Origin of the sequence: Arthrobacter sp. LAPM80, from assembly GCF_046736435.1 — a bacterium.
Classification (GTDB): domain Bacteria; phylum Actinomycetota; class Actinomycetes; order Actinomycetales; family Micrococcaceae; genus Specibacter.
On record NZ_JBCHVD010000012.1, the window covers coordinates 1 to 25,045 of the forward strand.

The following is a 25,045-nucleotide window of genomic DNA, read 5'->3' on the forward strand; positions in this document are numbered from 1 at the left end:
CTCTATCTGTAGGTATTGTCTGCCCCGTCCAAAAAACCCGCAATGTTGCATCGAGACGGAAAACCGCAGATGCTGGAAAACGACTTTTGTCGCTCGCCAAGGGGTCTACCCGGCAAGGAGTTCAGAACCGTCCCGAAAGCCGATCGGCTAACGGATGGCACCCAGCCTTGACCTGCGGATTAAGATTTTCTTGGATTTACAGGAAGTCGAACCTTCCGTGACACCCGTCCGGTGGAACATACCGGTGACGGGGTGTGAAACGAAACACCGGTACAGGCCCGATTCGAGCTCAATAAGGAGGAACGCCGGCCGAGGCTTGCGCGCGCGGGTCTAGTGCTATTTCAGGAGCTTGTTGCCGTCGGGCCTCAACTCCCCGGTCAGGGAGTGGTGGCGGCAGAGGGTTTGGCGGGTGTTGCCGGGTTCCTCGCACAAGACGCCGATTTAGTCTCTTTGTCCCCCATGGAAGCCATGGCAAGTCGGGCTCCCCGCTTTCCCCACGCCTTACGGTTAGGATCGAGGGGCGCTTGGAAGAGCCGGGTGGCTTTCGTTCCCGCCCAATCAAGTCGCGCGAATCCATCCGTCGAGGTGCAATTGGAATTTTCCCGTCGTACAGATGCACTTGGCCGGTTTGAGGCGGTCTGGAAGATCCGAAATTGCGGAGATGCCGCGCCCAGGAAGTCAACCTTTGAGGGCAGTTGAACAAAGGAGCTACGGTTCCCCGAGTCACCACGAGCACACTAGGTTCTCGGGACAGGACTGCGTGGAGATTTACGCTGTGTGCATGCCGGCGTCGTCGTCGCCAGCGACCACCACGAAATCATGATCGAATAGCCTAGCTTTCATCCTGTAGACACAAGTTCGCCACGCCTTTACAAGCAATTTGGCAGTCGGATAGCCATCTTCTCTGGGGGGCGCCTAGGGGGCAGAAACCAAGGGGCGGTTCGCTGCCTTCATTACTCCTGCAATGGTTAGAAGGTCACCACTCCTTGTAAAGTGCAATCATGGACTTGAACGCGCTCGGAGATTGGATATGGGTCTCCCTTCAGCAATTGTCAGGCGTGGCGCCTCTGGGAACACTTCTAGCCGTAGTCGTTGCGTATTTCTCCTACCGCGGGACAATCCGACAAAAGACATTGGCCGACAACCGGAACGCATGGTGGAACCGTGTTCAGTGGGCTATCGATGCGGCGCTGTCCGGTGATGAGCAACGTCGGGCAACAGGTATGGCGGCGATCGAACAGATGCAGGACTCCGAGCTTGCGACGGTGGCCGACCAAGCACTTCTTGCGGCCATGGCCAACGCGGTCGTTGACGAGACACTCGAAATACTTGAATCGGACAACGACTCCGAGCCCATGGTTGGAACCTAAACCGTGAACTATGATGAAGATAGCGAAAGAGGTGCACTAGGTCATGACGAACCCCCAGCGAATCGACGGGACGACGAATAATCCTGCACGTTCGGGCAGGTACGAAGTCAAGTTGAACTCTCGCGACGGCAAGGTTGTCTACGCGAAGTCAATGACCCAAAAGCGGATCTTGGAAAGCGCCGAACGGATCATCGCCAAAGCCAACAAAAAGATTGCTGGGTAGGCGGATCACCCACGTCACCAGGGATTGCTGATCGCATGTTTTCTTGGGGCCGAGGGGCCGAACCCCGTACCCTGAACAACACGAAATATCGAGGCCTGACGGCCGCCCATTCACAAGAAGTGACATGCCATCCATCGTGTCGAGGAACGTGCAAACGACCATCAAACAGCAGCTCCGGTGTTTCGTTGCAAGTCCTCGTCACGTTTTACTCGCGTTTTTGAACGAAAACCAACCTGTGAATCATGGCATTTCAAGGGACCCCTATTGCCCTCTACTCCCCCGCAAACTAGCGGTTTTTGCTAAGGAACGAGGACTGTTGGCATGAATTTCCTGAGATTCTCCTTGCCGCCGGTTCGAGCCCGGCCGGGGGCATCAAATGTGGCTCAGACCTGCAGTTTTACTGCATCTGGCGCGTGCGCTTGAACGCCAAATCACGTTCTACTTACGTTTTTGATCGAAAAGTTGGTCACGTTTTTGGCTTATTCAGGTCCAACTAAGACTCCGTCTATCGGCTCTCCTGACACATCCGTGGGTCACTTTTCTCCCTGGGAGAACCGGTTTGTGACCGCCGAGGCTGAGCATGTCCAGGCTGATCAGGGCTTGCGGGAATTTGAATCCGAAGGCTACCCGGGTCATGAGCCTGATCTTGGTGTTCATGGATTCGATGCGGCCGCTGGAGAGCCCATGTAGGATCGATGCCAGGGTGCTGTGGGGGGTGTTTGACGATGCTTTTTTGCAGTTTCACAAACGCGGTGATCCTGCAGCACCTGGCCCAGTTCATCCATTTGTCCAGGGCTTCGGTGGCTTCTTGCCGTGGCAGTTTGAAGACGGTCCCTAGACCCTCTTTCAGGTAGTAGGCTAGGCCAAGCAGTGGGTCCGTCTGCACGATACAGGCGAGCTTGACCTGTTGCTTCTCTGTGAGGTCCCCGGGGTTTTTCCAGAGCGCGTAGCGGGAGTTCTTTAGCTTCGTGGCCTGCTCGCGATCAGGGCTCGGTGGTGCGTCCTTGGCTGGTCGTCCCCGGCCCCGGGCTGACTCGTTGTCCTTGGCTGCTTTCCGTGCCCGATTCCAAGCCGTACGGCGCTCTTCATCCAGGGCCTCGGAAGCCCACATGACCACGTGGAACGGGACGGCGACCCCGACGGCGTTGGGGCAGCGTTCGGCCACGACTGTGGCGATCCATGCGGCAGCATCAGCGGAAACATGCTTAATTTCGTTACTGCGTTCCTCGCCGAGAGCGTCAAAGAACTTGCGGAGGGTGGCCTTGTCGCGGCCGGGTGAAGCCCACACCAATCTGCCGGCGTCATGGTCCACGACCACCGTCAAGTACTTGTGCCCTCGTTTGTAGGAGATCGCGTCAAGGCCTATGCGTGTCAGGTTCGCGAACGGGTCAAAGCTCTTGTCGGTGTCCTTCCAAACTCGATCGATGATGGAGCCAACGGTGCGCCAAGCGATGCGCATCAATTCGGTCGCCACGCTCTTGGAGCACTGAGTTGCCAACCACGGGACCTGCTGGTCAAATGTCCTGGTGTGTCCGGCTTGGTCGCGAGCCCAAGGAACTGCGGCAACGACCACCTTGTGCTTGGGGCAGCGCACACGCAGGCCTCGGCGACGAGATAGGTTTCAAAGGTCCCCAGATCCAGCGTCCGCCAACGCCGCGGACCATCACCGCGGTCATACCGGGGACAGCGGCTCGAACAGATCCCGCACCGGTTACGCATGGTTTTATGGGGCTGTACCCGGGCCAGCAAGACCTCATCATCGTCATCGAAATCCACGCCCATGACCGTGGTATTTTCGACTCCGAGCATCCCAGATCACATGCTTGATTTCTGCGCGCCGTTTCCCCACCCAGATCCTTGTTCCTTAGGTAGTCAAAAATCATAGGCAGGAAGCGGCGTGTTGGCGTTAAGACGCGCGGATACCAGCCACGGAAGAGTCACAAGAGCCATTTTCCTAGTCGGCAGAGCGAGCTTCTTGCTCAAGTTCACTACTTCGGGGGCCGACCACACGACTTGAACATTGCAACGACGGTCTGTGGGTTGACGGCAGGGTTGGACTGCGGAAGTATCGCTCGTATCGTGGCCGCTCTTGGGTGCTCATGTCTTTACTCGGGGGTGCACATGGTTTGAAAGGAAGATCGGTGTATGACTCAACCTAAAGAAGTCTCAATCGTCGGTCTGGGAACTGTTGGGCAAGCACTGGCTTGCGCCATGTTGGCCGCCGGATACCGAGTAACTGGAATCGATCTCAACGTCGATCGGCAGAATGACCTGCTACGTTTCGCCTGCGCCTCCTCGGCGTCGCAGAGACTTGTCGTAGGGCTGCGTCCCCTTCCCTCACGCAACCACATTATTGCCGTCGCGACACCGCTGCGAGTCAAGGACAAGGTTGGAGACCTACGTTCTCTGGTCAGCGCAAGCCGCGCCATCGGAACTGTGCTGAGACCCGGTGACCTTGTAGTCGTGCGTTCGACCGTGCCGGTTGGAACGGTTCGGAACATAGTGAGTGGTGAACTCTCTGACTCTTCAAGGCTGGCGTCTGACGAATTCCACCTTGCCTATGCGCCCGAAAGGTGCGTCGTCGGCGATGAGGCTCGAGAAATTGCCACGCTACCGCAACTGGTCGGGGCGATTGACTCTGAGGCGGCACTGCGCGCCCACGACCTCTTCGCCTCTGTCACCGGGCCTGTGATTTCCATGCAGGCAGTCGAGGCCGCTGAACTCGCCAAGCTTGCCAACAACGCCTATAACGACCTGCGGCATGCCTTTTCGAATCAGATTGCCATGATCGCTGAGCGCTACAACCTAGACGCGGTTCGCTTAATCGACGAAGCGAACAGAGATTACCCTCGGGACCCCATGGTCAGACCATCTCCCGGGGTCGGAGGCTCGTGTCTGACTAAAGACCCCTATTTGCTTGCCCAATCACTCGATGAACCGAGCCTCCCCAACCTATTCACTGTCGGACGCAATGTAAACGACCGAATTGTAGCCGACATCATCACCCTAGCCGTCGAATTCTCCAATATTCACACAACTGATACTCGAGTATTGGTCTGTGGTGCTGCATTCAAGGGGCACCCGCCAACCCAGGACACCCGCGGTTCCGTGGGTGTCCTGGTAGCCAATCAGTTGCGTGACTACGGTATGTCGGTGGCCGTCCACGATCCATGCGTAACCGAACAACAAATATTTGATCTGGGTCTGTCGCCGCATCCCGAGCTCTTTGACGGCAGTCGCTTTGATATCGTCCTGCTGATCGGCAGTCATTCGTATTACGAGGACAAACTGGTTGGAAGCGAGGTTCGGCAACTGCTGAAATCTCCGTCGCTGGTATATGACCCTTGGAGTTTTATTGACCCGAACGTACTGCGTCGAGACAGTCCAAACGTCACGTACGCCAGTATCGGTTTCCGATCGACGCCCGCAACTGCTGCCGTTAGCCACGCGCCACCCGAATGAAGGCCCGGTCGTCGAAGCTTCTAGCCCCAGGTCGCCAAGATTTGGTCTGTGGTTGTTCGCCTATTAGCAAGGGATCGACCGCCAGAAGATCAGTCAAGTAAGCCTCGCATTCAACGAGAGTCGGGAAGACCTTTGGATAACCATCTGTTGCTAAAGTGACGTCACGTGTAGCCTCTTGAAGAGAACGTATAAGAATGTGCCGCATGGGCACCCCTCTCCCGTCCAGCGCTCCATAGTAGTAGTTACCTGGTTGGTCGACGTTTCGCAGGTAGCGCTCTTGGCGAAGAAGCCCGAGAATAAGCTCACGGCCAGGGTCCTCCATCCTCAGTTGGTCCGACGTGGCTCGTTCCATCAGACTCGCGGTCAAGAAAGCTGCGCGTACACGACTCGCAGCGCGCTCATGCTCGGGGGAAAACGTCGTGGACTCACGGTCTACGCAGAATCCACCAGAACCCACCAGCCATATCTCATTCCGAAACCCTGAATAGAGAACAATCGAGGCGGAATTCACATAGTCGGGTGCCGCATGATCAGCAATGGCTCGCGTGAGAATGTCTATCGCACACCTTGCATCGGCCTCGAGGGGAATCTCATGAGCGGCAATCTCCACGATGTCGGCCAGTTCGGCGCCGGTGGGTGCAGACCCAGTCTCCGGGCCCTTGGCTGAGGACCCGTCAACGACGCCCCAGAACCCCTCGGTCACCAGTAGTCGATCACCGCCGGCAGACCCTCGTGTTTTCGATAAGCATTTTGACTCAACGACGGTGACCTTCATCAGAACTCGCTAGGACCGAGCACTAGCTCTGGTGTTTCAATGAACTCGTCACCCATTACACGCACCTTAACCACCAAGGCATACTGGCGGTTGCCAAGTGATCTGAATTTCTTGGGATTATCTAAGAAGTACCTAACGGCTGCACCCGTGCCGTAGGTGTGGGTGCCCGCGAAAACCGTTACCGAGGTTTTCGCGTTGAAACAGTTGACAGCTCGCAAAATGTAGCCATAGTCGTAGCCAGGTCGAGAATCCGAAGGCGCAGGCGTGCTTGCCGGAGGAAGTACGACAACACCTCCGCCCGGGGCATTGTGCAGAATCTCCTCATCTCCATTGGTTTGAATCGTGATCGGCAGGCGCGATGCCATCCGCTCGAGGACCTCGCGAGTCACCTCGTTGTTCTTGGGGCCTCCCAACAGGATGAGATCGCCCTCTCGGCTCACCCCGTTCGTATGCACCGAAAAGCTGACTGCATTGCTATCCAGGTTTCCATAAGCACGAGTCAGGGAGGGAACAAGCAGTCCAAGCGCTCGCGCCTGTCCCAAGCCTGTCATCCTCCTAGAATACGCACCAGTGCCAACCGTGGCGCTAGTCGCAAGAATGATCGAGACAGTGTCCGGTTCTCTGAGCCGCCACAGGCGTTTCACTCCGCTGATACGCACGCGCTTGACAAAGAACGCCAGGATTCCAGAGAGCACTAAGCCAAACGCTGCACCTATGAATTGATCGAGGGCTAGGTCAACCATTCGATTTGCCATTGGGCAGGACCCGTTGTGCAACGCTGGAAAAATCGATGATTCGTCGGCACCTTTGTTTCCTAATCACATCCACGCACCTCAAACTCTCAGTTGGACGAAGTTGTTGGATAGTATCGTTGACAGTCGGTCGATTTAGTCGATGACTCACCAAATAGGCATCACCACATTTAGAGCCTTGACACGACGTTGGATCAACGCCAGGCCTGCCGGCAATTCGAAGTCGTGAAACGGCAAGTTGGTGACAGCAATAGATAATGCGGGTTGGACCCGGCATACGACGACTTCATCCCGATCGGGATGCCAAAGAACGGCCAAGGCTGAAATCGCATTCGCGAAGTCCTTCCGGTACGTTGCTCGACCGTCCACTTGAATCCTCCCATTCGAAATACGCAGTCTAAGCCTCGGTCAAAGAGTCAGCCGGACTATGGGGCAAAAAATGTTCTGCCATGATAGGTCTATTCTGCCGTATTCTCTGGTGTTGTCGAGAGGGCGTAGTTGGGATGTTGTGGAGCTGTCCGATCAATCCGTGGCGTAATGGAGCAAATAGATTCACGACTTCGAAAGCGATTAGACCGCCACCTCCTTCTTGATCACGAGGCGACAAAACCCTGGGTTAATAGTCATTTATGCGATATCGATTCGCCGTACCGATAAACCTTTTGCCTGTTCGCAATTTGACTCACTAAATCGACTGGCGCTGCATGGGTGTCAATTCCAACAACGTATGCATATTTTTCTGTCACCATGGTCATGACGGTGATCCTCCAGATCCGGTTGATAGCCGTTAACGCGGCATCGGTCTGGAATAGGGTTCTTGTCAGGCAAATCTCTAATGAGGCACGCAACCATTGGTAGCGGCCAGCCTTTTATTAGGCCATGGCAAGAGGTCAGGTCGGTGCCGCTCCACCCTGATGGACAGGTCCACCGAAAGACACCCTGACTGGTGTCAACGGCCAGATCGAGTCACATCTTAGTTCTTAGTGGATTGGCACCATCCTGCCAGCGGGTACCAGACCTACCAAGAACAATTAGGGATCGAGGCTAAGGATACCGGGGCGTGAGTCCGCGCCCGGCACCAGGCGGGTCGATGGCCGAACTCCGGAGGCCGAGGCCGACCCCGGGACTGCTCGAGCACGTTCACTGCCGCCCCTCAACCGGTCTTTGTGTTTTGTGTTCTCGCCCCGACGCATGTACCGCTTTGAGTAGTTACGCATCACCGGTGGCCCTTTGCAGTGCCCGGATCGACAGGCTGCTCGGCTGGATTCGGTCCAGCCTGGACCGGGTCGGGTGTGCGGTTCTTTGTGCCGAACCGGTGGGCGATGATGTTGTTCCAGACCGGTAGCCAGGCCAGAATCGCGGCGCTGGCAATGAGGACTGAGGCGAAGACGTCACTGGGGTAGTGCACACCCAGATATAGCCTGGTGAAGGCGACGACGGCCACGAACACTGTCCCAACGGCTATTGCCAGCATTTTGGCCCGAGGAGTGCGGGCTACGACGAGAACGAACGCCACGGCCAGGGCCACGGCGAAGGCTGTGTGTCCGGAGGGGAAGCTGTCCATGCCATGTTCGGGGATCAACGCCTGCACGGCATCGGACGGTGGCCGAAGTCGTCCCACGATGCGTTTGCCCACTTCAGAGGCGAGCCAGCCGATGCTGACCACGGTGGCGAACGTGAGGGCGCCGGCTAGGTTCCGGCGCGCCACCGTAAGGAAAAGGCAACTCAGGAGCAAGATGATGACAGCACCGGCAGGTCCCAGACCATAGTGGACGGCCAGCGACAGTGCTGTCAGGGCAGGGTTGCGGTCCTGCGCCAGCGCCGTGTCCACCTCAAGTTCAGCAATTTTAGGTCCGGAATCCTTGATGGCCATCCCGGCAGCAACGGTTACAGCCCAGACGATTGCGCCCACGACCAGCCACCACCAGGAGCGAAAATACCTCCATGGATACGGTTCGGCGGATCGTTGCTGGTGCGAAACGATCATCATAGTTTTCCTGACTTTGTGCGGGCTTGTGGTGACAGCCTGGCACGGTGCTCCTGAGAAGTTGCTGAGGAACTGTGCTCTCAGTTACTTCTCAGCTTCGCCCGGTCATACTACTTGTACGCGGAAAGGACACAGATGCGAATCCTATTGGTGGAGGACGAGACATTGTTGGCCGAAACGGTTCGCCGTGGCTTGGCCAATGAGGGCTTCATCGTTGAGGTGGTCCACGATGGAGTCAGTGGATTGTGGGCGGCAACGGAGAATCCCTATGATGTGATCATTCTGGATCTAATGCTTCCCCTGAAGAACGGCTACGACGTACTCAAGGAGCTGCGCGGGCGCAAGATCTGGACGCCAGTCATGATGCTCACAGCAAAGGATGGCGAATACGACCAGACCGACGCCTTCGACCTGGGCGCTGATGACTACTTGACCAAACCATTCAGTTTCCTGGTACTGGTTGCCCGGATACGGGCTCTGATCAGGCGTGGAGCCCCGGAACGGCCGGTGGTGATGACGTTGGGGACCTTGAGGATGGATCCGATGAACCGCAGCGTCCATCGTGGCGCTACGTCCATCTCCTTGACGGCGCGTGAGTATGGGTTGTTGCAGTTTTTGATGCGCCGGCACGACCAAGTGGTGTCCAAGGCCGAAATTCTCGACAATGTTTGGGATCCGGCCTTTGACGGTGGTGACAACGTGGTGGAGGTCTACATCGGGTATTTGCGACGCAAAATCGATGTCCCCTACAATCTTTCCACCTTGACGACAGTCCGCGGCATGGGATACCTACTCAGTGCGGACCGCGACAGCGCCTGATAGGACCGATCCGACAATTGTGTCCGGCTCTCTGGGCACGAAGAAGTGACCATCTCAGTTCGTGGTGCACGCGGGCAGCAGCAGCTCGAAGCGGCAGTCCCCGGTAGGGCTTTGGGAGGTGGTGATAGTGCCTTGGTGAGCGGAGATGATGCTCGCGGCGATGGCCAGGCCTAGCCCACTGCCGCCGCTTTCGCGTGAGCGGCTCGCGTCGAGACGGACAAAACGTTCAAAGATCCGCGCCCTGTCGGCCTCGGGAACCGGGTCTCCGTCATTGTCAATCAGCACACGCACTCCGTCCGGGCCGGATGTCAGGCAAACGGTGATGCTGGATTGGGCATGACGATTGGCGTTATCGAGAACGTTCCGCAATACCTGTCCAAGGCGCCGAGCATCGCCGGTGACCTTGGCGGGAGTGAGTTTGGCGCTGATAGTGTGCGGGCTCATGGAGCGTAACCTGCGGATTTCCGCGTCCAGAACATCGTCGAGGTCCACGTCCTGGATCATAGCGTGGACGCCGTCATCGTTGGCTTTGGCCAGGGTCAGCAAGTCATCGACTAGGTATCGCATGCGTGCCGTCTCCCCGCTGAGCATTCCTTGGAGCTCATGCCACATTTCTCCGCTCGGGTCTGCTGCCGCTATTTCCAGGCCTGCACTGATCGTGGCCAATGGGCTGCGCAACTCGTGGCTGGCGTCGGAGACAAACCTGCGTTGTTCTCCGTCGGAGGCTTGGAGCCGATCAAGCATCGTGTTCATAGTCAGGGCCAGTCGGTGGATTTCATCGTTGGTGGCCGGGACTTCCACCCGTTCGCTAAGACGGCTGGCGTCAATCCGTGCCACCTGGCCTCGAATCCTCTCGACCTGCCTCAGAGACCGGCCCACTAGAATCCAGGCCGCAACGCCCACCACTATCAAGAGCAGGGGTGTGGCCCCGAACATGAACCACGCCACGGTACTCACGGTGTCCGCCTGAACCTGGACGGTCGAGGCGACGATGACGGTGTAGGTGCCCGTGCTGGTTTGCACTCCGGTGGCTACGATGAGGAACTCATCAGTGTCGCGGATGCTTTGCAGGCTGGAAACAGTCTGGTTCAGGGTTTGGCCCGGTCCAGGACGCAGTTCCGAGAGCACTGTGGTAGCGGCGGATTTTTCCGAAGACGCCACCACCGCGCCCCGGGGGTTGATGATCTGCACATACTGGCCGCTGCGCGCGGTGTTATTCAGGGCTTGCCCGGCCTCGGAGACGTCCTGGCTGGTAATCAATGCTGCCACATCGGCTGCCTTGGCTTTCGACGCCCCTTCGGTGGTTGCGACCAGGGAAGCTTGCAGGAGAACTAACAACAACAGGCCACCAATGAGTAGTGCGAGGGCAACGACGACGACGGCCGTGGCCGTAGCCCTTTTACGCACCCCCCAGAGATGCCGCCTTTGACGTCGGGATGCGCGTGGCCATAGGCGAAATGGGTTCATGGGTCCACTGTGCCCTTGCCAGAGCCGTTTGCACAATTGCAAGATCCACCTTCTCAGCCTCCCCACAAGGACCCTCAGCGTCCTCTCAGGGCTTACCGGGCACAGTGGAATCATCGCCACCCACCCAGGATGGCAGCGGATGTCTCCAATGTCCGCGAGGAAAGGAAACAGCAATGACCAAAAGCTCGGAAACGACTATTAAGGCGAGGATCGCGAGAATGGACATGAAAAACAAGGTGCTCATGGGTGCGGTAGGTGTCATGGCTCTGGCCGGGCTTGGCGTTGGAGCAGCCAGCGCGGCTGCCCCTATTCCGGTTCCGCCGACGTCATCGACTCAATCGACCACGGACGCCTCAACCCCCGGCGACACCACTGATGTTCCCGGCGCCACGGAGGCCACCGATCCGGCGGAAACCCCTGGTGCAGCCGAGACGCCCGGCGACAACGGTCCCGACGTCCAGCAAACCGGAGACCACACAGACCCCGGCGATCTGCCCGGTTCCCCCTAAACCGGCCATTCCACTGGCTAGCACTAGAAAGGAGGCGCCTCTGGATAACTCCGCGTGGCCCGCACCTGGGGGGCTGCCGCATAGAACGCGAATGGCCTGGACAGGATCCCCCTTCTGTCCGGGCCATTCACTGCTACAACTTTTCCGTTTCCACCCCTCAGAATATTCGAGCTTACCCGCTCCCCAACTAGTGTGTGGGTCAGTAGTCGGGGTGGGGACTTTTAAAACGCCTAGGAATTAATCGGGGTATTGGGCTGGTGGCTGGGAGAATTAGGTTATGGATATTGGTGCCCACGATGGCTTGTTTGATGAATCAGCGGTGGCTCGCGTGGAGGTTGTTGATGTTGCGGATCGTCCTTTATGGGTATTGTGTGGGGGTTCGTTCCTCCCGTGAACTGGAACGGGCGTGTACCGATGTGGTCGCGTTCCGTTGGCTGTCGGCCCAGCAGGCCCCGGATTTTCGTTCCATCGGCCGCTTCCGGGGACGGCACTTGGCGGCGTTGACGAACGTGTTCCTGCAAGCCCTGCAACTGTGTCAAGCCGCCGGGATAGTCTCTCTCGGAAAAGTCGCTTTGGATGGGACCAAGGTGCGGGCGAACGCCTCACGCCAAAAGGACATGTCCTATGCCCCGTTGAGCGCGAAACAGCGAATTCTCACGGATGAGATCAGTGAACTGATGTCCGAGGCGAAAACTGTTGACGACGATGAAGATGCCCGGTTCTGTCCTGGGAAGCGTGGGGACGAGCTCCCTGCCGAGCGGGCGAACCGGCAAGCACGCGCTAGTGCAATGGCGGTGGCGCCGGCTTCGCTCGAGGAGGAAGCTGCCGCCAAGGCCCGCCAACTCGCCCACGAGAAGGCTCGCAAGAAAGGAGACGACGATGTTGACATCACCGCGGCCGGCGATAAGGCTGCTGCGGAGGCGGTGCCCAAGCCCACCGAGCAACGCAACTTCACCGACACGGATGCCAGGATCATGAAAACCGCGGATGGCTCCTACCACTACTGCTTCAACGCCCAAGGCGTTGTTGATGCTGATCACCAAGTCATTATTGCCACCATGTTGATCAACAAGGCCACCGATATTCAGCAACTGGCGCCCATGATCGAGCACACACAAGCCACAGTCGGTGGAATGCCTGCACCATGGAGTGCCGATGCCGGGTATTGTTCAGCAGCAAATCTGGACCACGTCAAAGATATTGAAGCGGCCGACCCCACAGAGTTTTTCATCTCCACCCGGCGTATGAAACACAGCACCCCGATCCCCGAGGCGCCGCGGGGAAGGATCCTGGCCAACGCGACCATGAGCGAGCGGATGGCACGGAAGCTAAAAACGAAGAAGGGCAAGAAAATCTATGCCCGGCGTAAGGCCATCGTGGAACCAGTATTCGGGCAAATCCACACCCGCCAAGACAAATACGTCCTGCTGCGCGGGATCGAGGAGGCAGCCCCAGAATGGGACTTCCTCGCCGCCTGCCGCAACCTTCTCAAACTCCACAGTTTCCGCATCAAAATGGCCAGCTAAAGGGCAGAATGGAACATCCAAAGCACCCATCACATGACCTCAGAACGCCACAGACGACCAACTCGATGATCCGCACGAGCCCAACCAGCCCCCAACACCGCCGACCAGCCCGAATCCAGCCCAGCAACGGCTAATCCGCCGCCACACCGGCCCCGCCCTCAAACCAGTATCGACCCACATACCCAGCAACTGGAAGCGAATGACATGGATATCATCTCCACTGTTGATCTGATCTCCGGCCCGTTTCCGGTATTGCTGGCTGTTCTGGCCTGCGCTTGCGGGGCGTGGCTGTTGCTGCGCCGACTCCGGGGGTGGATCCTCAGCGTTGTGTCTGCCGCTCTTCTGGCGGCCGCGCTGGCCTGGACCATGAACTGGTATGTGGTCCATATAGCCGGGCTGAGCGCCTACGACCTGCCAGGGCAGGTGATCGCATGGATTGGTGCGGGTATCTTCGCCATACTGCTCATGGTGCTGAACCTCACCCACAGCCGCCGATGGCGCAAAGCCCTAGCTCCGGTGGCCATGGCCATTGTGGTCGTTGCCGTCGCGGCGCAAATCAACGTCTACTATGGCGCGTATCGCACCATTGGGGATGTCACCGGTGCCAGCACCAAAAACATTGCCCCCTTCGCACGCTCCGGAGCGAAAGGAACACCACCAGCGCCTGGCCTAGTCACTCCGGCCACTGGCCCGGTGGTGAACCACTGGGTGAAGCCTGCCGGGCTGCCCGGAACCGGCATCGTGAACTCGGTACAGATCCCGGGCCACGTTTCCGGGTTCACCGGGCGTACCGCCTACATCTATCTGCCCCCTGCCTACCAAGCAAAGAATGCTCCATTGCTTCCGGTGTTGGTCCTCATCCCGGGACAGCCCGGGTCCCCTGCCGACTGGCTCAAGGCTGGCCATCTGCAGCCGATCATGGACGCCTTCGCCACCACCCACCAGGGGCTGGCCCCGGTCGTCGTGGTCCCGGATGTTAACGGTTCATCAACCGCGAACACCATGTGCATGGACTCACAGATAGCCAAGACCGACACGTACCTAGCCGTGGATGTCCCTGCCTGGATCAAGAACACGCTCAACGTCAATCCGAACCCACATTACTGGGCCATCGGCGGATTCTCTTTTGGTGGGACCTGCGCGCTGCAAATGGCCGTTCTGCACCCAAAAACATACCCCTCCGCTATCGATCTCAGCGGTGAGGTCGAACCGGCACTCTCCGCTGACCGGAAAGCGACCGTACGCACGGCCTTTGGCGGCGACACCGCGGCGTTCAACGCCGTCACACCTCTGGCCGTGATGGCAAAAAACAAGTACCCGGATAGCTGGATGTTCCTCGCCGCGGGCGCGCAGGATGGGCGCTTCACCGGCTACGTGGATCAGGTTTCCACAGCAGCACGGTCCGCTGGGATCACAGTCAAAACCCACAGCGTGCCAGGTGCCGGCCACTCCTGGGGGGTGCCCTTGAAGGCTATGAACCCGGCCCTGACTTGGTTGGCTCCCCGCCTTGGCCTGGCCCCATAACTCCTCTATATTGGCAGCGACAGATTCCGGTGCACGGCTATCAAGATGCGCTGTCGATTGACTATGGGAACTGTCATGGCGGTCGCTACCCTTCAGGACTCTCTCTCAGCTTCCTCTTAGCTTGCGCCACGTAGGCTCCGAAGTTATGAGCGATTATGCAATTTCGACGGCGGCTTTGGCCAAGCGGTACGGTACCCAGCAAGCGCTGAACGAGCTGACCCTCTCAGTACCTGTCGGCGAGATTTTCGGCCTGCTGGGCCATAACGGGGCGGGGAAAACAACGATAGTCAATATCCTGACCACACTGTTGGAACCCTCCTCGGGGACGGCGGTGATTGGCGGTCATGACATCGGCACTGCAGCTAAACAGGTGCGTCGCACCATCGGGTATTTGCCCGAGAACGTCCAGTTCTATGACAATCTCACTCTGGGCGAAAACCTGATGTTCTTCGCCCGCCTCTCCGGTGTCCGCGCCCCGGGGGCGCGGATCCGGGACGTGCTGGGTTTTCTGGACTTTACCGGTCGTGAGGGCCAGAGGATGGGCACCTTCAGTAAAGGCATGCGTCAACGCGCTGGCATCGCCCAAGCAATTCTCCATGAGCCGTCCGTGCTCTTTCTTGACGAGCCCACCTCCGGGCTGGATCCCCAAGGCGTTGCGAAACTGCGTGAGATCATCATTGCCTTGAACACGGAGCTGGGCATGACGATTTTCATGAACACCCATCTGCTCGCCGAGGTGACAAAAACGTGCACCAGCATCGGTATCCTCAGCTCCGGGACCCTGATCTACCAGGACTCCGTGGCAGCAACTCTCGAGTCCTTCCCGGACCAGGACTCGTTGGAGGATATCTACCTACATATTGAAGCCGGTCAGCGGCCATGAACCGGCGGACCGCGGTGATCCACCAAGAGCTCCTGTGCACTGCACGCGAACGGCTCCCCCAATTGTTGTTGGCGGTCTTTGTGGGCATGATTGCCGCATCGGCGTTCATCGGATCCTCGGCGCGAGCCAGTGTTACAGGGGTCTACCGTGAGGTCCTCAGCCAGGGCCTGACCACGGCACCGAACCCCTTTGATGCGTTCTCCCCATTGTATTACGCCCGCAATTCGGTGATCTACATTGTGCTCATCGGGGCATTGCTGGCCATTGTCATCGGCGTCCGCTCCACCTTGCGCGACAGGCAGGCCAGAACACTAGACCTAATACTCTCCCGGGATGTGAGCCCTTCCTCCTATCTGGGAGCGAAGCTCACCGGGTTGGTCTTGTTCGTGCTGCTGTTGCTGGCGGCAGCGGCAGTGATCAATATTGGATGCATCAGCGCCGTCGCTGGTCACGTACTTTCTCTTAGTGAAGGAGCACGGATCGCTGGACTGTACGCCTTGGCGTGGTTGTTCATGCTCCCGTTCGTGGCACTGGGCATGCTCGCCGGACTCTACTCATCTACCACCACGTCGGCGCTGCTCATCCCGATCGTGCTCTGGAGCGTGATGATATTCATCTTGCCCCTGCTGGGGACCGCAGCCCATCCTGTCTCTTTACTCAACCCGGTCGCCTCGCCTCCGGCCGCCCAGACCGGATTCTTCGCCTTCACCAGCAGCGTGGTTGACCCGCTTGCGGTAGGAGAACAATTTAAGCACGTCAGTTCGCTGATCCTCTCCGACCCACAGGCCACCGGCTCCATGACTGGCGGAATCCTGACCCTCACGGCCTTTGCCGTGGCCGCCTGTGTCGCCGTCGCCCTGACCCGGCGGACACGGATGAGGAGCGAACTCCATGACTGAAGTACTAACCCTGGCCCATAAAGAAATCACCGATCTGCGCCGCAACCGGTTCATGATCATGTTGTTCATTTTCCTGGCCGCCGCTGTCGTTTTGTCAGTGGTCGTGGCCGCTGCGGATTTCCGGCTCAAGATCGCCGACTACAACCACTACATCGATGCCCTGACAGCGGCCGGAAGTGCAGCCACAGCCCCGGCCCCACAACTATTTCCCCTGCAAATGCTCCGTGGCGGAATTGAGTACCTGGAAATCATCGGGAGCCTATTCGCCGTCGTACTCGGCTATTCCATCATTTCCAAGGAGAAGGGGCGGGGCACTCTTCAGCTAATCTTCAGCCGACCCCTGGGACGGTATGCCTTCGCAGCCGGAAAAATCCTCTCACTGACTTTGCTCTGGACAGCTACCGTGACAGGACTGTTCCTCGTTATGACCGCCACCTTGCTGATCGTGGGAAACGCGCCCCTGCAAGGCGGCGACTACCTCCGCCTAGCCCTTGCGGCCATCCACACGATCGGCTACCTCATCATGTGGTCGCTGCTGGCCATGGCCCTGGCATCACTGACCCGGCGCACCGGCACCGGATTGATCCTTGCCTTGGTCCTGTGGCTCATCGTGGTCCTGATCATCCCCCAGATCGGGGACACCATGGACCCCGACAACCAGATTCCCGGCGGCCTGTTCGCAAGCTTGCAGGTCGATAAATCCCGTGAAGTAGCCGTCATGGCCCACTTCACCGGCTACGAAACGACCCGGGACCTGATCGAACAAACCTCCGTGACCAAACAATACGAACGCGCCGCCTTTGCCTACCTGGGCATCAAGAACGACTACAATCAGCAGCCCTTGGAATTCATCTGGGCCGGAACTTTCAACAACACCCTCTGGCTCCTGACCGGACTGTTCACATCCGTCAGTGCAGCACTGCTGGCCGGTACCCCGAAAATCATCCTACGAAAGGTCCCCTGACATGAAACCCATCTTCCGCCCCGCCACCATCGTTGCTGCGGCACTGATCGCCCTAGGGTCCTTGGCCGCCTGCGGATCAAGCACACTCCCCAACCAGCCGGTGGGCACCGCCTCAGCTGTCACCGTTCTTCCCGTCACCGTGAACCCCATGGCGACCACCGGCACCAAGCCCGGGCTTACCGTCACAGGCGCCATGGCAGAAAACAACGTCGATCCCCACTCCAAGGCGGCTGTTCCCGACCGGCTACAGTTCGACCTCACCAACACCACCACAGCACCCATAACAGGGTTGGAGGTGTACTACACGATGAAGGACACCAATAGCGGCAAAACCGAGTCTTATTATCAAAAGCTCGAGGGACTCACTCTCGCCTCAGGTCAGAAGGAAACCGTCTACTTCGACAACGGGACCAGCCCCGGCCACTACCCGGAAAACAAATACAGCATCTATAGAAATTCAACCAACCCAGTCGTCATCACCATCATCGCAGGCGCCTCCGGATACGCCCCAGCAACAGCGACAGCCACCAAGTCAGCAGGAACCGGGGAGAAGGTGGACTGAACCCGTCGCCAGAGGCTGAAACCGCGACCTGTGAAGGAAGGACGGTCCCTTTCCCTCAGGATCCTCTCAGCGCCTCAATGGGATGCTAGGGGATACCCTGGGAAAGGAATATGGGACCATGATCGATACGATTATCGGCGCAATACTGCAGGTTACCCCCGTGGTGGCATACCTGCTCATCGCCGCATTGGTCTTTGCTGAGGACGCACTCTTCATCGGATTCATCCTCCCCGGAGAAACGGCAGCGATCCTCGGCGGCGTCTTGGCAAGCCAGCAACGCCTTCACCTGTGGCTCATCACGGTCCTGGTAGTGCTGGCAGCCATCATCGGAGACACCGTCGGATACGAGGTCGGACGGCACTACGGACCACGGATCCTAAACCTGAAGCAGATGCGAAAACGGAGACGAAAACTAGATGACGCACGTGCTTTCCTGTCACGCCGCGGGGGAACCGCAGTCTTTCTTGGCCGCTTCACCGCTTTCTTCCGAGCAGTCATGCCCGCCCTCGCCGGGTTGTCCCACATGCCGTACCGGCGCTTCATAATATTCAACGCCGCAGGTGGCCTCATTTGGGGCACCGCAGCCGTCCTGCTCGGATACTTCGCTGGCAACACCTACCTCACCCTTGCTAAAAGCATCGGCCACACCATGACTTTCGCCGTCGTCGGCATCGCCATCGCTGGGCTCATCACATGGCGCATCCGAAAACAACGCAATGCCCGCAAGGAACAAAACCTTCACCCCGCTCCAGAATCAACACCGCAAGAATCCGTTCAGCTGGATTCCCACCAGTGACGCCAACATGCAATCGGACGAATCAACACCATCCTGTGGCAATGGTGAACTCTTCAACACCATCCAATCGACGTCCTCCGTTGGGACAGCCACGGCACTTTCACAACGATTCCACGCCCCGGTTCAGCAACGTAGCTTAAACAAATTTCGGTATCAAACATCCCCCGCTGTGACGACAATAGCCCAGGAAATCGGGGCTGTGGCTTGCGCTGCTGAAAAGTACCAGTAAATGGAACTCTAATTGGGAGAGATGCCCTATTCGAGACACCCGCGGTGGTGTTAAGACGTACCAAGGCAGATGTGGACGCGTCGCGACACGTGGACAGACAACCAGTCCCCTGCCGGACCCTGGCCGACCTCCTATGCGCAAAATGGTGTACACGGATGGTCGCCTGCGCTGCCTGAAGGCGGACCTCTCATGAACTTGTTCTTGCAAAAGTCGCAGACGAAGCTCAGATGACGCCTAGTACTACAGTCGCGTTTGTGGTGTGTGGTCGCGGGCCCTGTAGTGGCATTGTTGGGCGCGGTGTTGGTGGTGTCGGGGCCAGGCGATTCTGTTGATGAGGTGCCTGATCTCGGCCAGGGAGAGCCTTACCAGTTGCTCGGAGCCTGGATGTGGGCCCCCTTTTTGGGCGGATGACGCTCAGGAAGGCGTCGGCGAACATGGAGAGGGTGATTTGCCGGTACCTGCCGGTGTACTGGCGCACCTTTTAGTGGGCGAGGCCGGTCTCGCCCTTGAAGGTTTGGAAGGTTTGGAAGGTTTCCTCAATGGCCCAGCGGGCACCGGCGACCCGTGACAGCTCGATCACGGTGACGTTCTCGGGGGTGCAGCAGACGAAGTAGGCCAGGTCCGTGGGGTCTTTGAGGGAGCGCCGGGCCAGGGGTCGGGGGTGATGGCGCGTTGGTTCATGGGCTCGGCTATGACGTAGTGCATGCCGCGGGCCTCCAAGGGGCAGCGCAGCCCGGCGTGTTGGCCATAGACCGAGTCCTCGGCGATGTCTGCCCGCTTGCAGCGTGCCGGGTCGTCCATCCAGGCCTTGGGCAGGTCCAGGTCCCGATTCAGGGACGTGCGCCCGGCGGGTGCTGCGTAGCTCAGGAACACCCCGATCTGGCAGTTCTCCACCCTCCCGGCGGTGCCTGACTATTGGCGGGCGACCCCGGCCGAAGCGTTGCCCTTCTTCGAGAAACCCGTCTCGTCAATGGCCAGGATGCCTTTGCGGTCACCGAGGTGCTTTTTGACGTGACCAAACAGGGCGCCACGGACCTTATCCGGGCCCCAATCAGTGGTAGAGAGCTTCCACTGCATCCCATCCGGGGTGCCCTGCCGGGCCCGTTCGGACAGCATCCAGGAATTCTTCCGCTCCTCCTCCGAGAGCAGCCCGCGGATGTAAGTGACCGCGTTGTTCCGCGGCTCTGTACGCGCGAACTCGCCCCCGATCCGCTCCCCGATTCCCTCCAGGCCTTGCCCCATTCCTGTATCTCTGCCATCCAAATATCATCACTCACCCATCATGATTAACAGGATTCCGGGCCAATGTTTGCCTAAACCGCCGACACGACCGAACATAGACGCGACTGTAGAACTAGGGCATGGCTCAGGCGCGGCGTCAGCCGGGTGTTGACCTGTCCGGGTAAGCATTCCGTGGCCGTGACGACGAGCCTGAGTCCGGAGGCCGTGTGCATTACCTGCTCCGCAGCTGGCGTGACATGCCGATCACGGCCGTAATGGTGCCCAGTACGGTGCCGGTGACCTTAGACCGTCTGGTGCGTGGCCGGTAAGCAACCGGGATTTCCTCAATCCTCCACACGGCAGGCGCGGCCTTGAGGACCATTTCCAGCGGGCCCGGACGGCGTTCGCCAGCCGGGCGTGAACTGGCCACGAGCCCCGGACGGCCCGTCGTCGTCCCAGCACCAGGACCGTCCGTCCCGCCAGCAGGGTTGCGGCAACGCGGAGCAGGTCCTCCACGTCCCTCGACTCGTCGCAATCGCAGAATGCCACGTACTCCGAGGTTGCAGCGAGCAACCCGGCGTGGGCTGCCCACCCGAAGCCGGTCCGCGGTTCGAACACCACGGTGGCCCCGAGGGCGCAGGTTATCGCGGTGGACCCGTTGTCCACCACGATGGGGCGGAAGATGTCGGGTAGACCCGCCACAACACGCGGCAGCGCTGCTTCCTCATTCAAGCAGGGCAGGCCACGTCGATGCCTGGCCCATTTTCGGTCATGTTCGACCCCTGTCCGTGAACGGCGCGCCGGGGGGCGGGGTGCTTGCAGCGTCCCTGTTCTGGGGCCGCGGGCACCGGATAGTTCGGCGTTCGGCTGGTGTGTTCAGGCGCAGGGAAACCATTGGGTAGCGGCGTTGGCGCGTGCGCGGTAGTCGCTGAATCGGCGGCGGACCTCCGCGATGGCCTCGGACAGTGGGAAGATCTTCGCGGTGACGAGCTGGTCCGGGTCGTCGGCACTGACGGGGTGCCAGTAGACGCCGTCAGCAGTGACGGTCACTTCGGGGATGAGCGATTCGACTGTCAGTTCCAGGCCTGTGTCCGCGTTGCCGTGGTGGGCGAGGGCACGGATGACCTGGTCCTCGGGCGCGATGCCCAGGGAGTCGAGGAAGCTGTGGAACGGCTGGAGTTCCTGGCTCTCTCCGGCGGGCAGCGTTGCAGCAACCCTGACACGGAATCCTTCCTCCTGCGCTATGCGGATGCCGGCCACGGCCCGGGCCCACGAGCCGGTCCCGCGGTGACTGTCGTGGGTGTCCGGGGTGGCGGAGTCGAGACTGATCTGCAAGGCGAGCCGGTCGCGGTCCATCCTGCGCAGGCGTTCGAGCCTGTTCCCGCGAAAGAGCATCCCGTTTGTCAGCAGCGTGGTCGGCAGCGCCGCCGTGCATGCCTCAACAAGGTCATCGAGGTCCGGCAACAGGAAGGGCTCCCCGCCGGTGAGCAGTAGCTCACTGACCCCGGCACCGACGGCCTCGCCCGCCAGCTGGCGTACACGCTCGATGCCCAGGGCTCGGCGGGCGGTCTGCGGTGAGGACCGGGCGCAGCAGTAGTCGCAGGCCAAATTGCAGTCGAAATTCGTGTACATCCATAGCCGGGTTCCGGGCATTTGCGCGGATGCCAACCCGGCGAGCGGGTTGGGGGCGTGGCCGCGGCGGATGATGGCGGCTCCGTCGCGGACTTCGAGGAGTTCGTTGCCTGTCCGGGCGCACCATGCTGCCACAGTCTGCGTCAGCGGGCCCTGGTCGCCGGGTCCCAGCGGCACGACCGCGGTGGCGCCGTTGGCCACGGAGGCGAGGCGCTCGACCAGATCCAAAACGATGCCATGGTTTACCATCGGGGCCCGATGCCTTGTTCGTGTACGGCCTTGAACAGTGCCTCGTATCCTTCCAGCCGGGGGGCCACCCAGCGGCGCAGGCCTTCCATTTCTAGGATGGGCCGGTGTGAGGGGTCGTCCCAGTTCATCGCGAGCAGGTGCTCGACCCAGGGCGCAGAGCGCTCCTGGGAGAGTGCGGGCAAGGCGGTGAAGTTGCAGTGGCTGTAGACCGGGGATTCCCAGAACGCCTCCAGCGCCCCGGGCATCAGCTCATCACGCCCGATAGCTTCCCAGGTGTTGATGCCAATCGCGGCGGCGTCGGCCCTGTCTTCGAGGACCGCCCGGAGGGCATCGAGTTCGCTGCGGCCGGTGTCGCCGTGTTTGCCGACGTCGCTGTCAATCCGCAGGAGCTTAACCTCCCCGTCGCCGAGCCCGGCGTGGGTTAGAAAATGGACGGGCAGGATGGCGGACTGCGCCGAATCCCGGGACCCGAGCGCCAGGCGGCGGCCCTTCAGGTCCGCCAAGCCGCCCAGCCCGCTGCCAGCACGGGCCAGGAACATGGTCTTGAATACCGTGTCGGTGTCCCGCATGGCAAGCGCCCGGCAGGCGCCGTTGGTTTGCGCGACGGTGCGGACCCAGGCCAAGTTGGTATTCCAGGCCACGTCAATCGTTCCCTGAAGCAGCGCGTCCACCTGCCGCCCGTAGTTGGAGAAGAGCACGAAGTCCATCTCGGCGGGGGTGCCGGCGAAGTAGTCCCGCATGCCTTCCCAGATGGTCACCACGTTGGGGGTGTAAGCGACCGCACCGACGGTCAGCGGGGCGCTCACGCCGTGGCCTGTTCCGGGGCGGACGGCTGTGTCCCGAACAACGGCTGTCCGGTGATGGCCTTGCCGTAGAAATCGTAGAGCGCATCAGCGGTGGGTGCCATCACATGGCCGGCTCTAGAGTCGCGGAAGAACCGGTCGATCTGCAGATGCTCCGAGAATGCCGCGCCGCCGCAGACGCGCATTGCGGAGTCGGTGATGCGCAAGGCCGCGTCGTTAGCCGCGGCCTTGACGCCGAGCACGTGCAGCATGGTGTCGTCGCGGGGCTCAACTAGCCGAGCTGCGGCCTGGGTGAGGTAGGCCGAGGTGGAAGCGAGCTCGATCGACATCCGGGCCAACTGGGCGCGGATGGTTGGCAAGGCGGACAGGGCCTCATCCAGATGCTCCAGCCGGGCGGCGCTGGTGTGGCGGATGGCGGCGTTCACCGCGGCCCGGGACAGTCCAACTGACACGGCAGCGTTTCCCAAGTTGAACCAAGGCAGCACGGTCTGGAGCATCAGGTCCAACCCGGCGCCGACCCCACCAAGGCGATAGCCCTCGGGCACCTCTGAGTCGAAGCTCATCGGGTTCGAGGCGTTGCCCCGCAACCCCATGCCGCGCCACGCCCCGGCCACCCCGACACCGGGCGTGCCGGACGGGACCGCAAACAGGTCAACGGTGTCCGCGTCCGCCGTTAGCGTGGAGGCGATATATACATCTGCATGGCCGGCCGAGGTCACCCAGCTCTTGGCGGCGTTTAGCAACACCCCGGCGCCGTTGGACCGTGCCTGGGACACGGGCGCCCAGAAATGCGATCTGGATCCGGCCTCCGAGAACGCCAGCGAACCCAGAGCCCGGCCACCGGCCATATCGGCCACCAGATCCGGCAGCCCCGGCGGAGGTGCCGCCACTACCGCCATCGCGGCACTGACATGCATCAGATAGATCATCGCAGTCGATCCGCAGATCCCGGCAAGGGAACCCAGGACATCGACCAGTTCGTGTGGGCCTGCCCCGAGGCCACCGGCGTCCACTGGCAGTGTCAACCCGAGCAACCCGGACTCCCGCAGTGCTGCGACGGCCTCCTCAGGGAACCGGGCATCGGCATCGACGTCGTGGGCATGGTCTCCGGCAATGGCGAGTACGGGATCGAGTATCGCGTTCAGAATCATTGGTGAGCCTTCCCATCAGTTGCCGTGGTGTCAGATCGCCGTGCGAGGGAGACGGCAAGCAGCCCGATACCTAGACCGCCCATGAACGCCAGCGTCGAGCCGTCGCCGCCGAGCCAGTTGACCGGCTGGCCAGTTTGCAGCAGCTGAATGACCGCGGCCAGCGCTAAACCGGCACCGGCAACGATCACCAGGACTCGCCGGCGCAGCATCCCGCCAAGCACCGCAAGGACCCCCATAGCCACGATCACGATCAGGCCGGCACCACGGACATGGATCAGGTCCACCGGCGCCGGCCCACCGGTCGAGAAGGCAAAAAGGGAGCCGAGCAGTGCCGCAGCGCCCAGAACCACCGCGGCCCGGTCGACGCGCCGCCCGGTCACGAGAGCCTCACCAACATGCCAGCGAGGCGTCCGGTGGATTTCTGCCAGCCCGGACGCAGAACACCATCTACCCCAAAACTGCGCCCGGCGGCGGTGGCGAACACCGCGACGTGCGCCAGAATCATCAGATAGTAGGACCAATGCCATTCTCCGGGTGCGTTCAGAACGGACAGCATGATTGCCAGCGACTGGGCCACCCCGACCACCGCCCAGAACCGGGTGGCCAGCCCGATCAGCAGGAACGCCCCCAGTCCGGCTTCGATGAGTAGGGTCATCCACCCAAAGAAGGCAAAATTGGGTAACACCACATGCTCGACGAACCAGGCATAAGGGGCAAACACCGGGTGGTCGACGGCGAAACGAGTGAAAAAATACAATCCCGTATTCGCATGCACACCAAAATCAGGCGGCACCTTCCAGGCCACGTTCTGAATCCACAACAGGCCGACCCCGATCCGCAACGCGGCAACACCCCCACGGGCAATATAAGAGTCCCCGGCCGTCCCAACTCGGGCGGCGGTTGCAGCATTCATAGCCGACTCCCTCCATATTGCTCCCATTAGAGCCCCTCGCCGGTGGAAGCGCAATAGCGGAATCCTTACCGATCCCGAACGGCCTCCACTTACATACGGCAGTCAGGTTGCTGGAGCGTATAGGCGTAGGCGGCCCGATCGACCAAGGGTCGGGGACCAAGGCGCGGCAAACTGGGTCAAGCTGTTTGGAAGTGTCCGGTAACGACCGGCTTGCGGGACACTTTGGCTGCGTCTATATGGGACACCCCTTATGGACACGGCGATGCGGACAATGCCATTTCCAGAAGGTGAAAGAACAAATGTCAGAAGGCGTGATCACTTGGCGTTTT

Annotated in this window: 21 protein-coding genes and 2 pseudogenes; 12 read left to right on the forward strand and 11 right to left on the reverse strand. The window is 60.0% G+C overall.

Translation table 11 applies throughout. The features are described from left to right. Positions 1–1,001 precede the first annotated feature (1,001 nt). The gene (locus AAGW05_RS12755) at positions 1,002–1,370 is read left to right on the forward strand and encodes a hypothetical protein (protein WP_411804918.1); all 369 of its coding nucleotides are present in this window, start codon (positions 1,002–1,004) and stop codon (positions 1,368–1,370) included. A gap of 43 nt (positions 1,371–1,413) precedes the next feature. After that, the gene (locus AAGW05_RS12760; protein WP_411804919.1) at positions 1,414–1,593 is read left to right on the forward strand and encodes a hypothetical protein; all 180 of its coding nucleotides are present in this window, start codon (positions 1,414–1,416) and stop codon (positions 1,591–1,593) included. 483 nt (positions 1,594–2,076) lie between these two features. On the opposite strand, the pseudogene AAGW05_RS12765 reads toward AAGW05_RS12760, so the two are convergent. Beyond that, a pseudogene (locus AAGW05_RS12765) lies at positions 2,077–3,402 on the reverse strand (ISL3 family transposase). Between the two features lie 336 nt (positions 3,403–3,738). On the opposite strand from AAGW05_RS12765, the gene AAGW05_RS12770 reads away from it, so the two are divergent. After that, positions 3,739–5,055, forward strand: coding sequence for a nucleotide sugar dehydrogenase (locus tag AAGW05_RS12770; protein ID WP_411804920.1), 1,317 nt, complete (start codon positions 3,739–3,741; stop codon positions 5,053–5,055). Positions 5,056–5,829: 774 nt separating this feature from the next. Here AAGW05_RS12770 and AAGW05_RS12775 read toward each other — a convergent pair. Together AAGW05_RS12775 and AAGW05_RS12780 are read right to left on the reverse strand one after the other, a co-directional pair. Continuing rightward, positions 5,830–6,573, reverse strand: coding sequence for a hypothetical protein (locus AAGW05_RS12775; RefSeq protein ID WP_411804921.1), 744 nt, complete (start codon positions 6,571–6,573; stop codon positions 5,830–5,832). 1,225 nt (positions 6,574–7,798) lie between these two features. Beyond that, the gene (locus AAGW05_RS12780; protein WP_411804922.1) at positions 7,799–8,572 is read right to left on the reverse strand and encodes a phosphatase PAP2 family protein; all 774 of its coding nucleotides are present in this window, start codon (positions 8,570–8,572) and stop codon (positions 7,799–7,801) included. A 132-nt stretch (positions 8,573–8,704) separates the two neighbouring features. On the opposite strand from AAGW05_RS12780, the gene AAGW05_RS12785 reads away from it, so the two are divergent. After that, the gene (locus AAGW05_RS12785) at positions 8,705–9,388 is read left to right on the forward strand and encodes a response regulator transcription factor (protein ID WP_411804923.1); all 684 of its coding nucleotides are present in this window, start codon (positions 8,705–8,707) and stop codon (positions 9,386–9,388) included. 54 nt (positions 9,389–9,442) lie between these two features. On the opposite strand, the gene AAGW05_RS12790 is transcribed toward AAGW05_RS12785, so the two are convergent. Further along, complete coding sequence (locus AAGW05_RS12790) at positions 9,443–10,795, reverse strand: sensor histidine kinase (RefSeq protein ID WP_411804924.1); 1,353 nt, start codon at positions 10,793–10,795, stop codon at positions 9,443–9,445. A gap of 278 nt (positions 10,796–11,073) precedes the next feature. Here AAGW05_RS12790 and AAGW05_RS12795 point away from each other — a divergent pair, with 278 nt between their 5' ends. The 8 genes from AAGW05_RS12795 to AAGW05_RS12830 all read left to right on the forward strand — a co-directional run bounded on the left by AAGW05_RS12795 (position 11,074) and on the right by AAGW05_RS12830 (position 18,518). Further along, the gene (locus AAGW05_RS12795; RefSeq protein ID WP_411804926.1) at positions 11,074–11,364 is read left to right on the forward strand and encodes a hypothetical protein; all 291 of its coding nucleotides are present in this window, start codon (positions 11,074–11,076) and stop codon (positions 11,362–11,364) included. 341 nt (positions 11,365–11,705) lie between these two features. Then, positions 11,706–12,890, forward strand: coding sequence for a transposase (locus AAGW05_RS12800; protein WP_411804927.1), 1,185 nt, complete (start codon positions 11,706–11,708; stop codon positions 12,888–12,890). Between the two features lie 204 nt (positions 12,891–13,094). Further along, the gene (locus AAGW05_RS12805) at positions 13,095–14,414 is read left to right on the forward strand and encodes an alpha/beta hydrolase (RefSeq protein WP_411804928.1); all 1,320 of its coding nucleotides are present in this window, start codon (positions 13,095–13,097) and stop codon (positions 14,412–14,414) included. 145 nt (positions 14,415–14,559) lie between these two features. Beyond that, entirely contained in the window at positions 14,560–15,297 is a 738-nt protein-coding gene (locus tag AAGW05_RS12810; RefSeq protein WP_411804929.1) for an ABC transporter ATP-binding protein, read from the forward strand. After that, a complete protein-coding gene (locus AAGW05_RS12815; RefSeq protein WP_411804930.1) occupies positions 15,294–16,196 on the forward strand; it encodes an ABC transporter permease in 903 nt (300 codons plus the stop codon). The genes AAGW05_RS12810 and AAGW05_RS12815 overlap by 4 nt, the downstream gene beginning before the upstream one ends. After that, positions 16,189–17,160, forward strand: coding sequence for an ABC transporter permease (locus AAGW05_RS12820; protein WP_411804931.1), 972 nt, complete (start codon positions 16,189–16,191; stop codon positions 17,158–17,160). The genes AAGW05_RS12815 and AAGW05_RS12820 overlap by 8 nt, the downstream gene beginning before the upstream one ends. 1 nt (position 17,161) lies before the next feature. Then, positions 17,162–17,722 (forward strand): hypothetical protein, encoded by a 561-nt coding sequence (locus tag AAGW05_RS12825; RefSeq protein ID WP_411804932.1) that lies wholly within the window; start codon positions 17,162–17,164, stop codon positions 17,720–17,722. Between the two features lie 118 nt (positions 17,723–17,840). Next, positions 17,841–18,518 carry a DedA family protein gene (locus AAGW05_RS12830; RefSeq protein ID WP_411804933.1) on the forward strand — a complete coding sequence of 226 codons (678 nt, stop codon included), beginning with the start codon at positions 17,841–17,843 and terminating at the stop codon, positions 18,516–18,518. Between the two features lie 632 nt (positions 18,519–19,150). Here the strand turns inward: AAGW05_RS12830 and AAGW05_RS12835 are convergent. The 7 genes and pseudogenes from AAGW05_RS12835 to AAGW05_RS12865 form a co-directional block, all read right to left on the reverse strand. Then, positions 19,151–20,006 (reverse strand): annotated as a pseudogene (locus AAGW05_RS12835) (IS701 family transposase); the annotation flags it as partial. A gap of 226 nt (positions 20,007–20,232) precedes the next feature. Next, positions 20,233–20,700, reverse strand: a complete 468-nt coding sequence (locus AAGW05_RS12840; RefSeq protein ID WP_411804934.1) for a glycosyltransferase family 2 protein — start codon at positions 20,698–20,700, stop codon at positions 20,233–20,235. Between the two features lie 144 nt (positions 20,701–20,844). After that, positions 20,845–21,849 carry a radical SAM protein gene (locus AAGW05_RS12845; protein WP_411804935.1) on the reverse strand — a complete coding sequence of 335 codons (1,005 nt, stop codon included), beginning with the start codon at positions 21,847–21,849 and terminating at the stop codon, positions 20,845–20,847. Further along, entirely contained in the window at positions 21,843–22,655 is an 813-nt protein-coding gene (locus AAGW05_RS12850; protein ID WP_411804936.1) for a phosphate/phosphite/phosphonate ABC transporter substrate-binding protein, read from the reverse strand. Before AAGW05_RS12850 ends, AAGW05_RS12845 begins: the two co-directional genes overlap by 7 nt. Then, positions 22,652–23,803: an acyl-CoA dehydrogenase family protein gene (locus AAGW05_RS12855; RefSeq protein WP_411804937.1), complete on the reverse strand. Its 1,152-nt coding sequence runs from the start codon at positions 23,801–23,803 to the stop codon at positions 22,652–22,654. The genes AAGW05_RS12850 and AAGW05_RS12855 overlap by 4 nt, the downstream gene beginning before the upstream one ends. After that, positions 23,800–24,183 carry a hypothetical protein gene (locus AAGW05_RS12860; RefSeq protein WP_411804938.1) on the reverse strand — a complete coding sequence of 128 codons (384 nt, stop codon included), beginning with the start codon at positions 24,181–24,183 and terminating at the stop codon, positions 23,800–23,802. The genes AAGW05_RS12855 and AAGW05_RS12860 overlap by 4 nt, the downstream gene beginning before the upstream one ends. Beyond that, a complete protein-coding gene (locus AAGW05_RS12865) occupies positions 24,180–24,716 on the reverse strand; it encodes a TQO small subunit DoxD (RefSeq protein ID WP_411804939.1) in 537 nt (178 codons plus the stop codon). Before AAGW05_RS12865 ends, AAGW05_RS12860 begins: the two co-directional genes overlap by 4 nt. Between the last annotated feature and the right edge of the window lie 329 nt (positions 24,717–25,045).

Bases quoted from the DNA above. Each gene is read 5' to 3' on its own strand.
- AAGW05_RS12755 (WP_411804918.1), top strand. From the start codon at position 1,002: ATGGACTTGAACGCGCTCGGAGATTGGATATGGGTCTCCCTTCAGCAA.
- AAGW05_RS12760 (WP_411804919.1), top strand. From the start codon at position 1,414: ATGACGAACCCCCAGCGAATCGACGGGACGACGAATAATCCTGCACGT.
- AAGW05_RS12770 (WP_411804920.1), top strand. From the start codon at position 3,739: ATGACTCAACCTAAAGAAGTCTCAATCGTCGGTCTGGGAACTGTTGGG.
- AAGW05_RS12775 (WP_411804921.1), bottom strand. From the start codon at position 6,573: ATGGTTGACCTAGCCCTCGATCAATTCATAGGTGCAGCGTTTGGCTTA.
- AAGW05_RS12780 (WP_411804922.1), bottom strand. From the start codon at position 8,572: ATGATGATCGTTTCGCACCAGCAACGATCCGCCGAACCGTATCCATGG.
- AAGW05_RS12785 (WP_411804923.1), top strand. From the start codon at position 8,705: ATGCGAATCCTATTGGTGGAGGACGAGACATTGTTGGCCGAAACGGTT.
- AAGW05_RS12795 (WP_411804926.1), top strand. From the start codon at position 11,074: ATGGACATGAAAAACAAGGTGCTCATGGGTGCGGTAGGTGTCATGGCT.
- AAGW05_RS12800 (WP_411804927.1), top strand. From the start codon at position 11,706: ATGTTGCGGATCGTCCTTTATGGGTATTGTGTGGGGGTTCGTTCCTCC.
- AAGW05_RS12805 (WP_411804928.1), top strand. From the start codon at position 13,095: ATGGATATCATCTCCACTGTTGATCTGATCTCCGGCCCGTTTCCGGTA.
- AAGW05_RS12810 (WP_411804929.1), top strand. From the start codon at position 14,560: ATGAGCGATTATGCAATTTCGACGGCGGCTTTGGCCAAGCGGTACGGT.
- AAGW05_RS12815 (WP_411804930.1), top strand. From the start codon at position 15,294: ATGAACCGGCGGACCGCGGTGATCCACCAAGAGCTCCTGTGCACTGCA.
- AAGW05_RS12820 (WP_411804931.1), top strand. From the start codon at position 16,189: ATGACTGAAGTACTAACCCTGGCCCATAAAGAAATCACCGATCTGCGC.
- AAGW05_RS12825 (WP_411804932.1), top strand. From the start codon at position 17,162: ATGAAACCCATCTTCCGCCCCGCCACCATCGTTGCTGCGGCACTGATC.
- AAGW05_RS12830 (WP_411804933.1), top strand. From the start codon at position 17,841: ATGATCGATACGATTATCGGCGCAATACTGCAGGTTACCCCCGTGGTG.
- AAGW05_RS12845 (WP_411804935.1), bottom strand. From the start codon at position 21,849: ATGGTAAACCATGGCATCGTTTTGGATCTGGTCGAGCGCCTCGCCTCC.
- AAGW05_RS12855 (WP_411804937.1), bottom strand. From the start codon at position 23,803: ATGATTCTGAACGCGATACTCGATCCCGTACTCGCCATTGCCGGAGAC.
- AAGW05_RS12865 (WP_411804939.1), bottom strand. From the start codon at position 24,716: ATGAATGCTGCAACCGCCGCCCGAGTTGGGACGGCCGGGGACTCTTAT.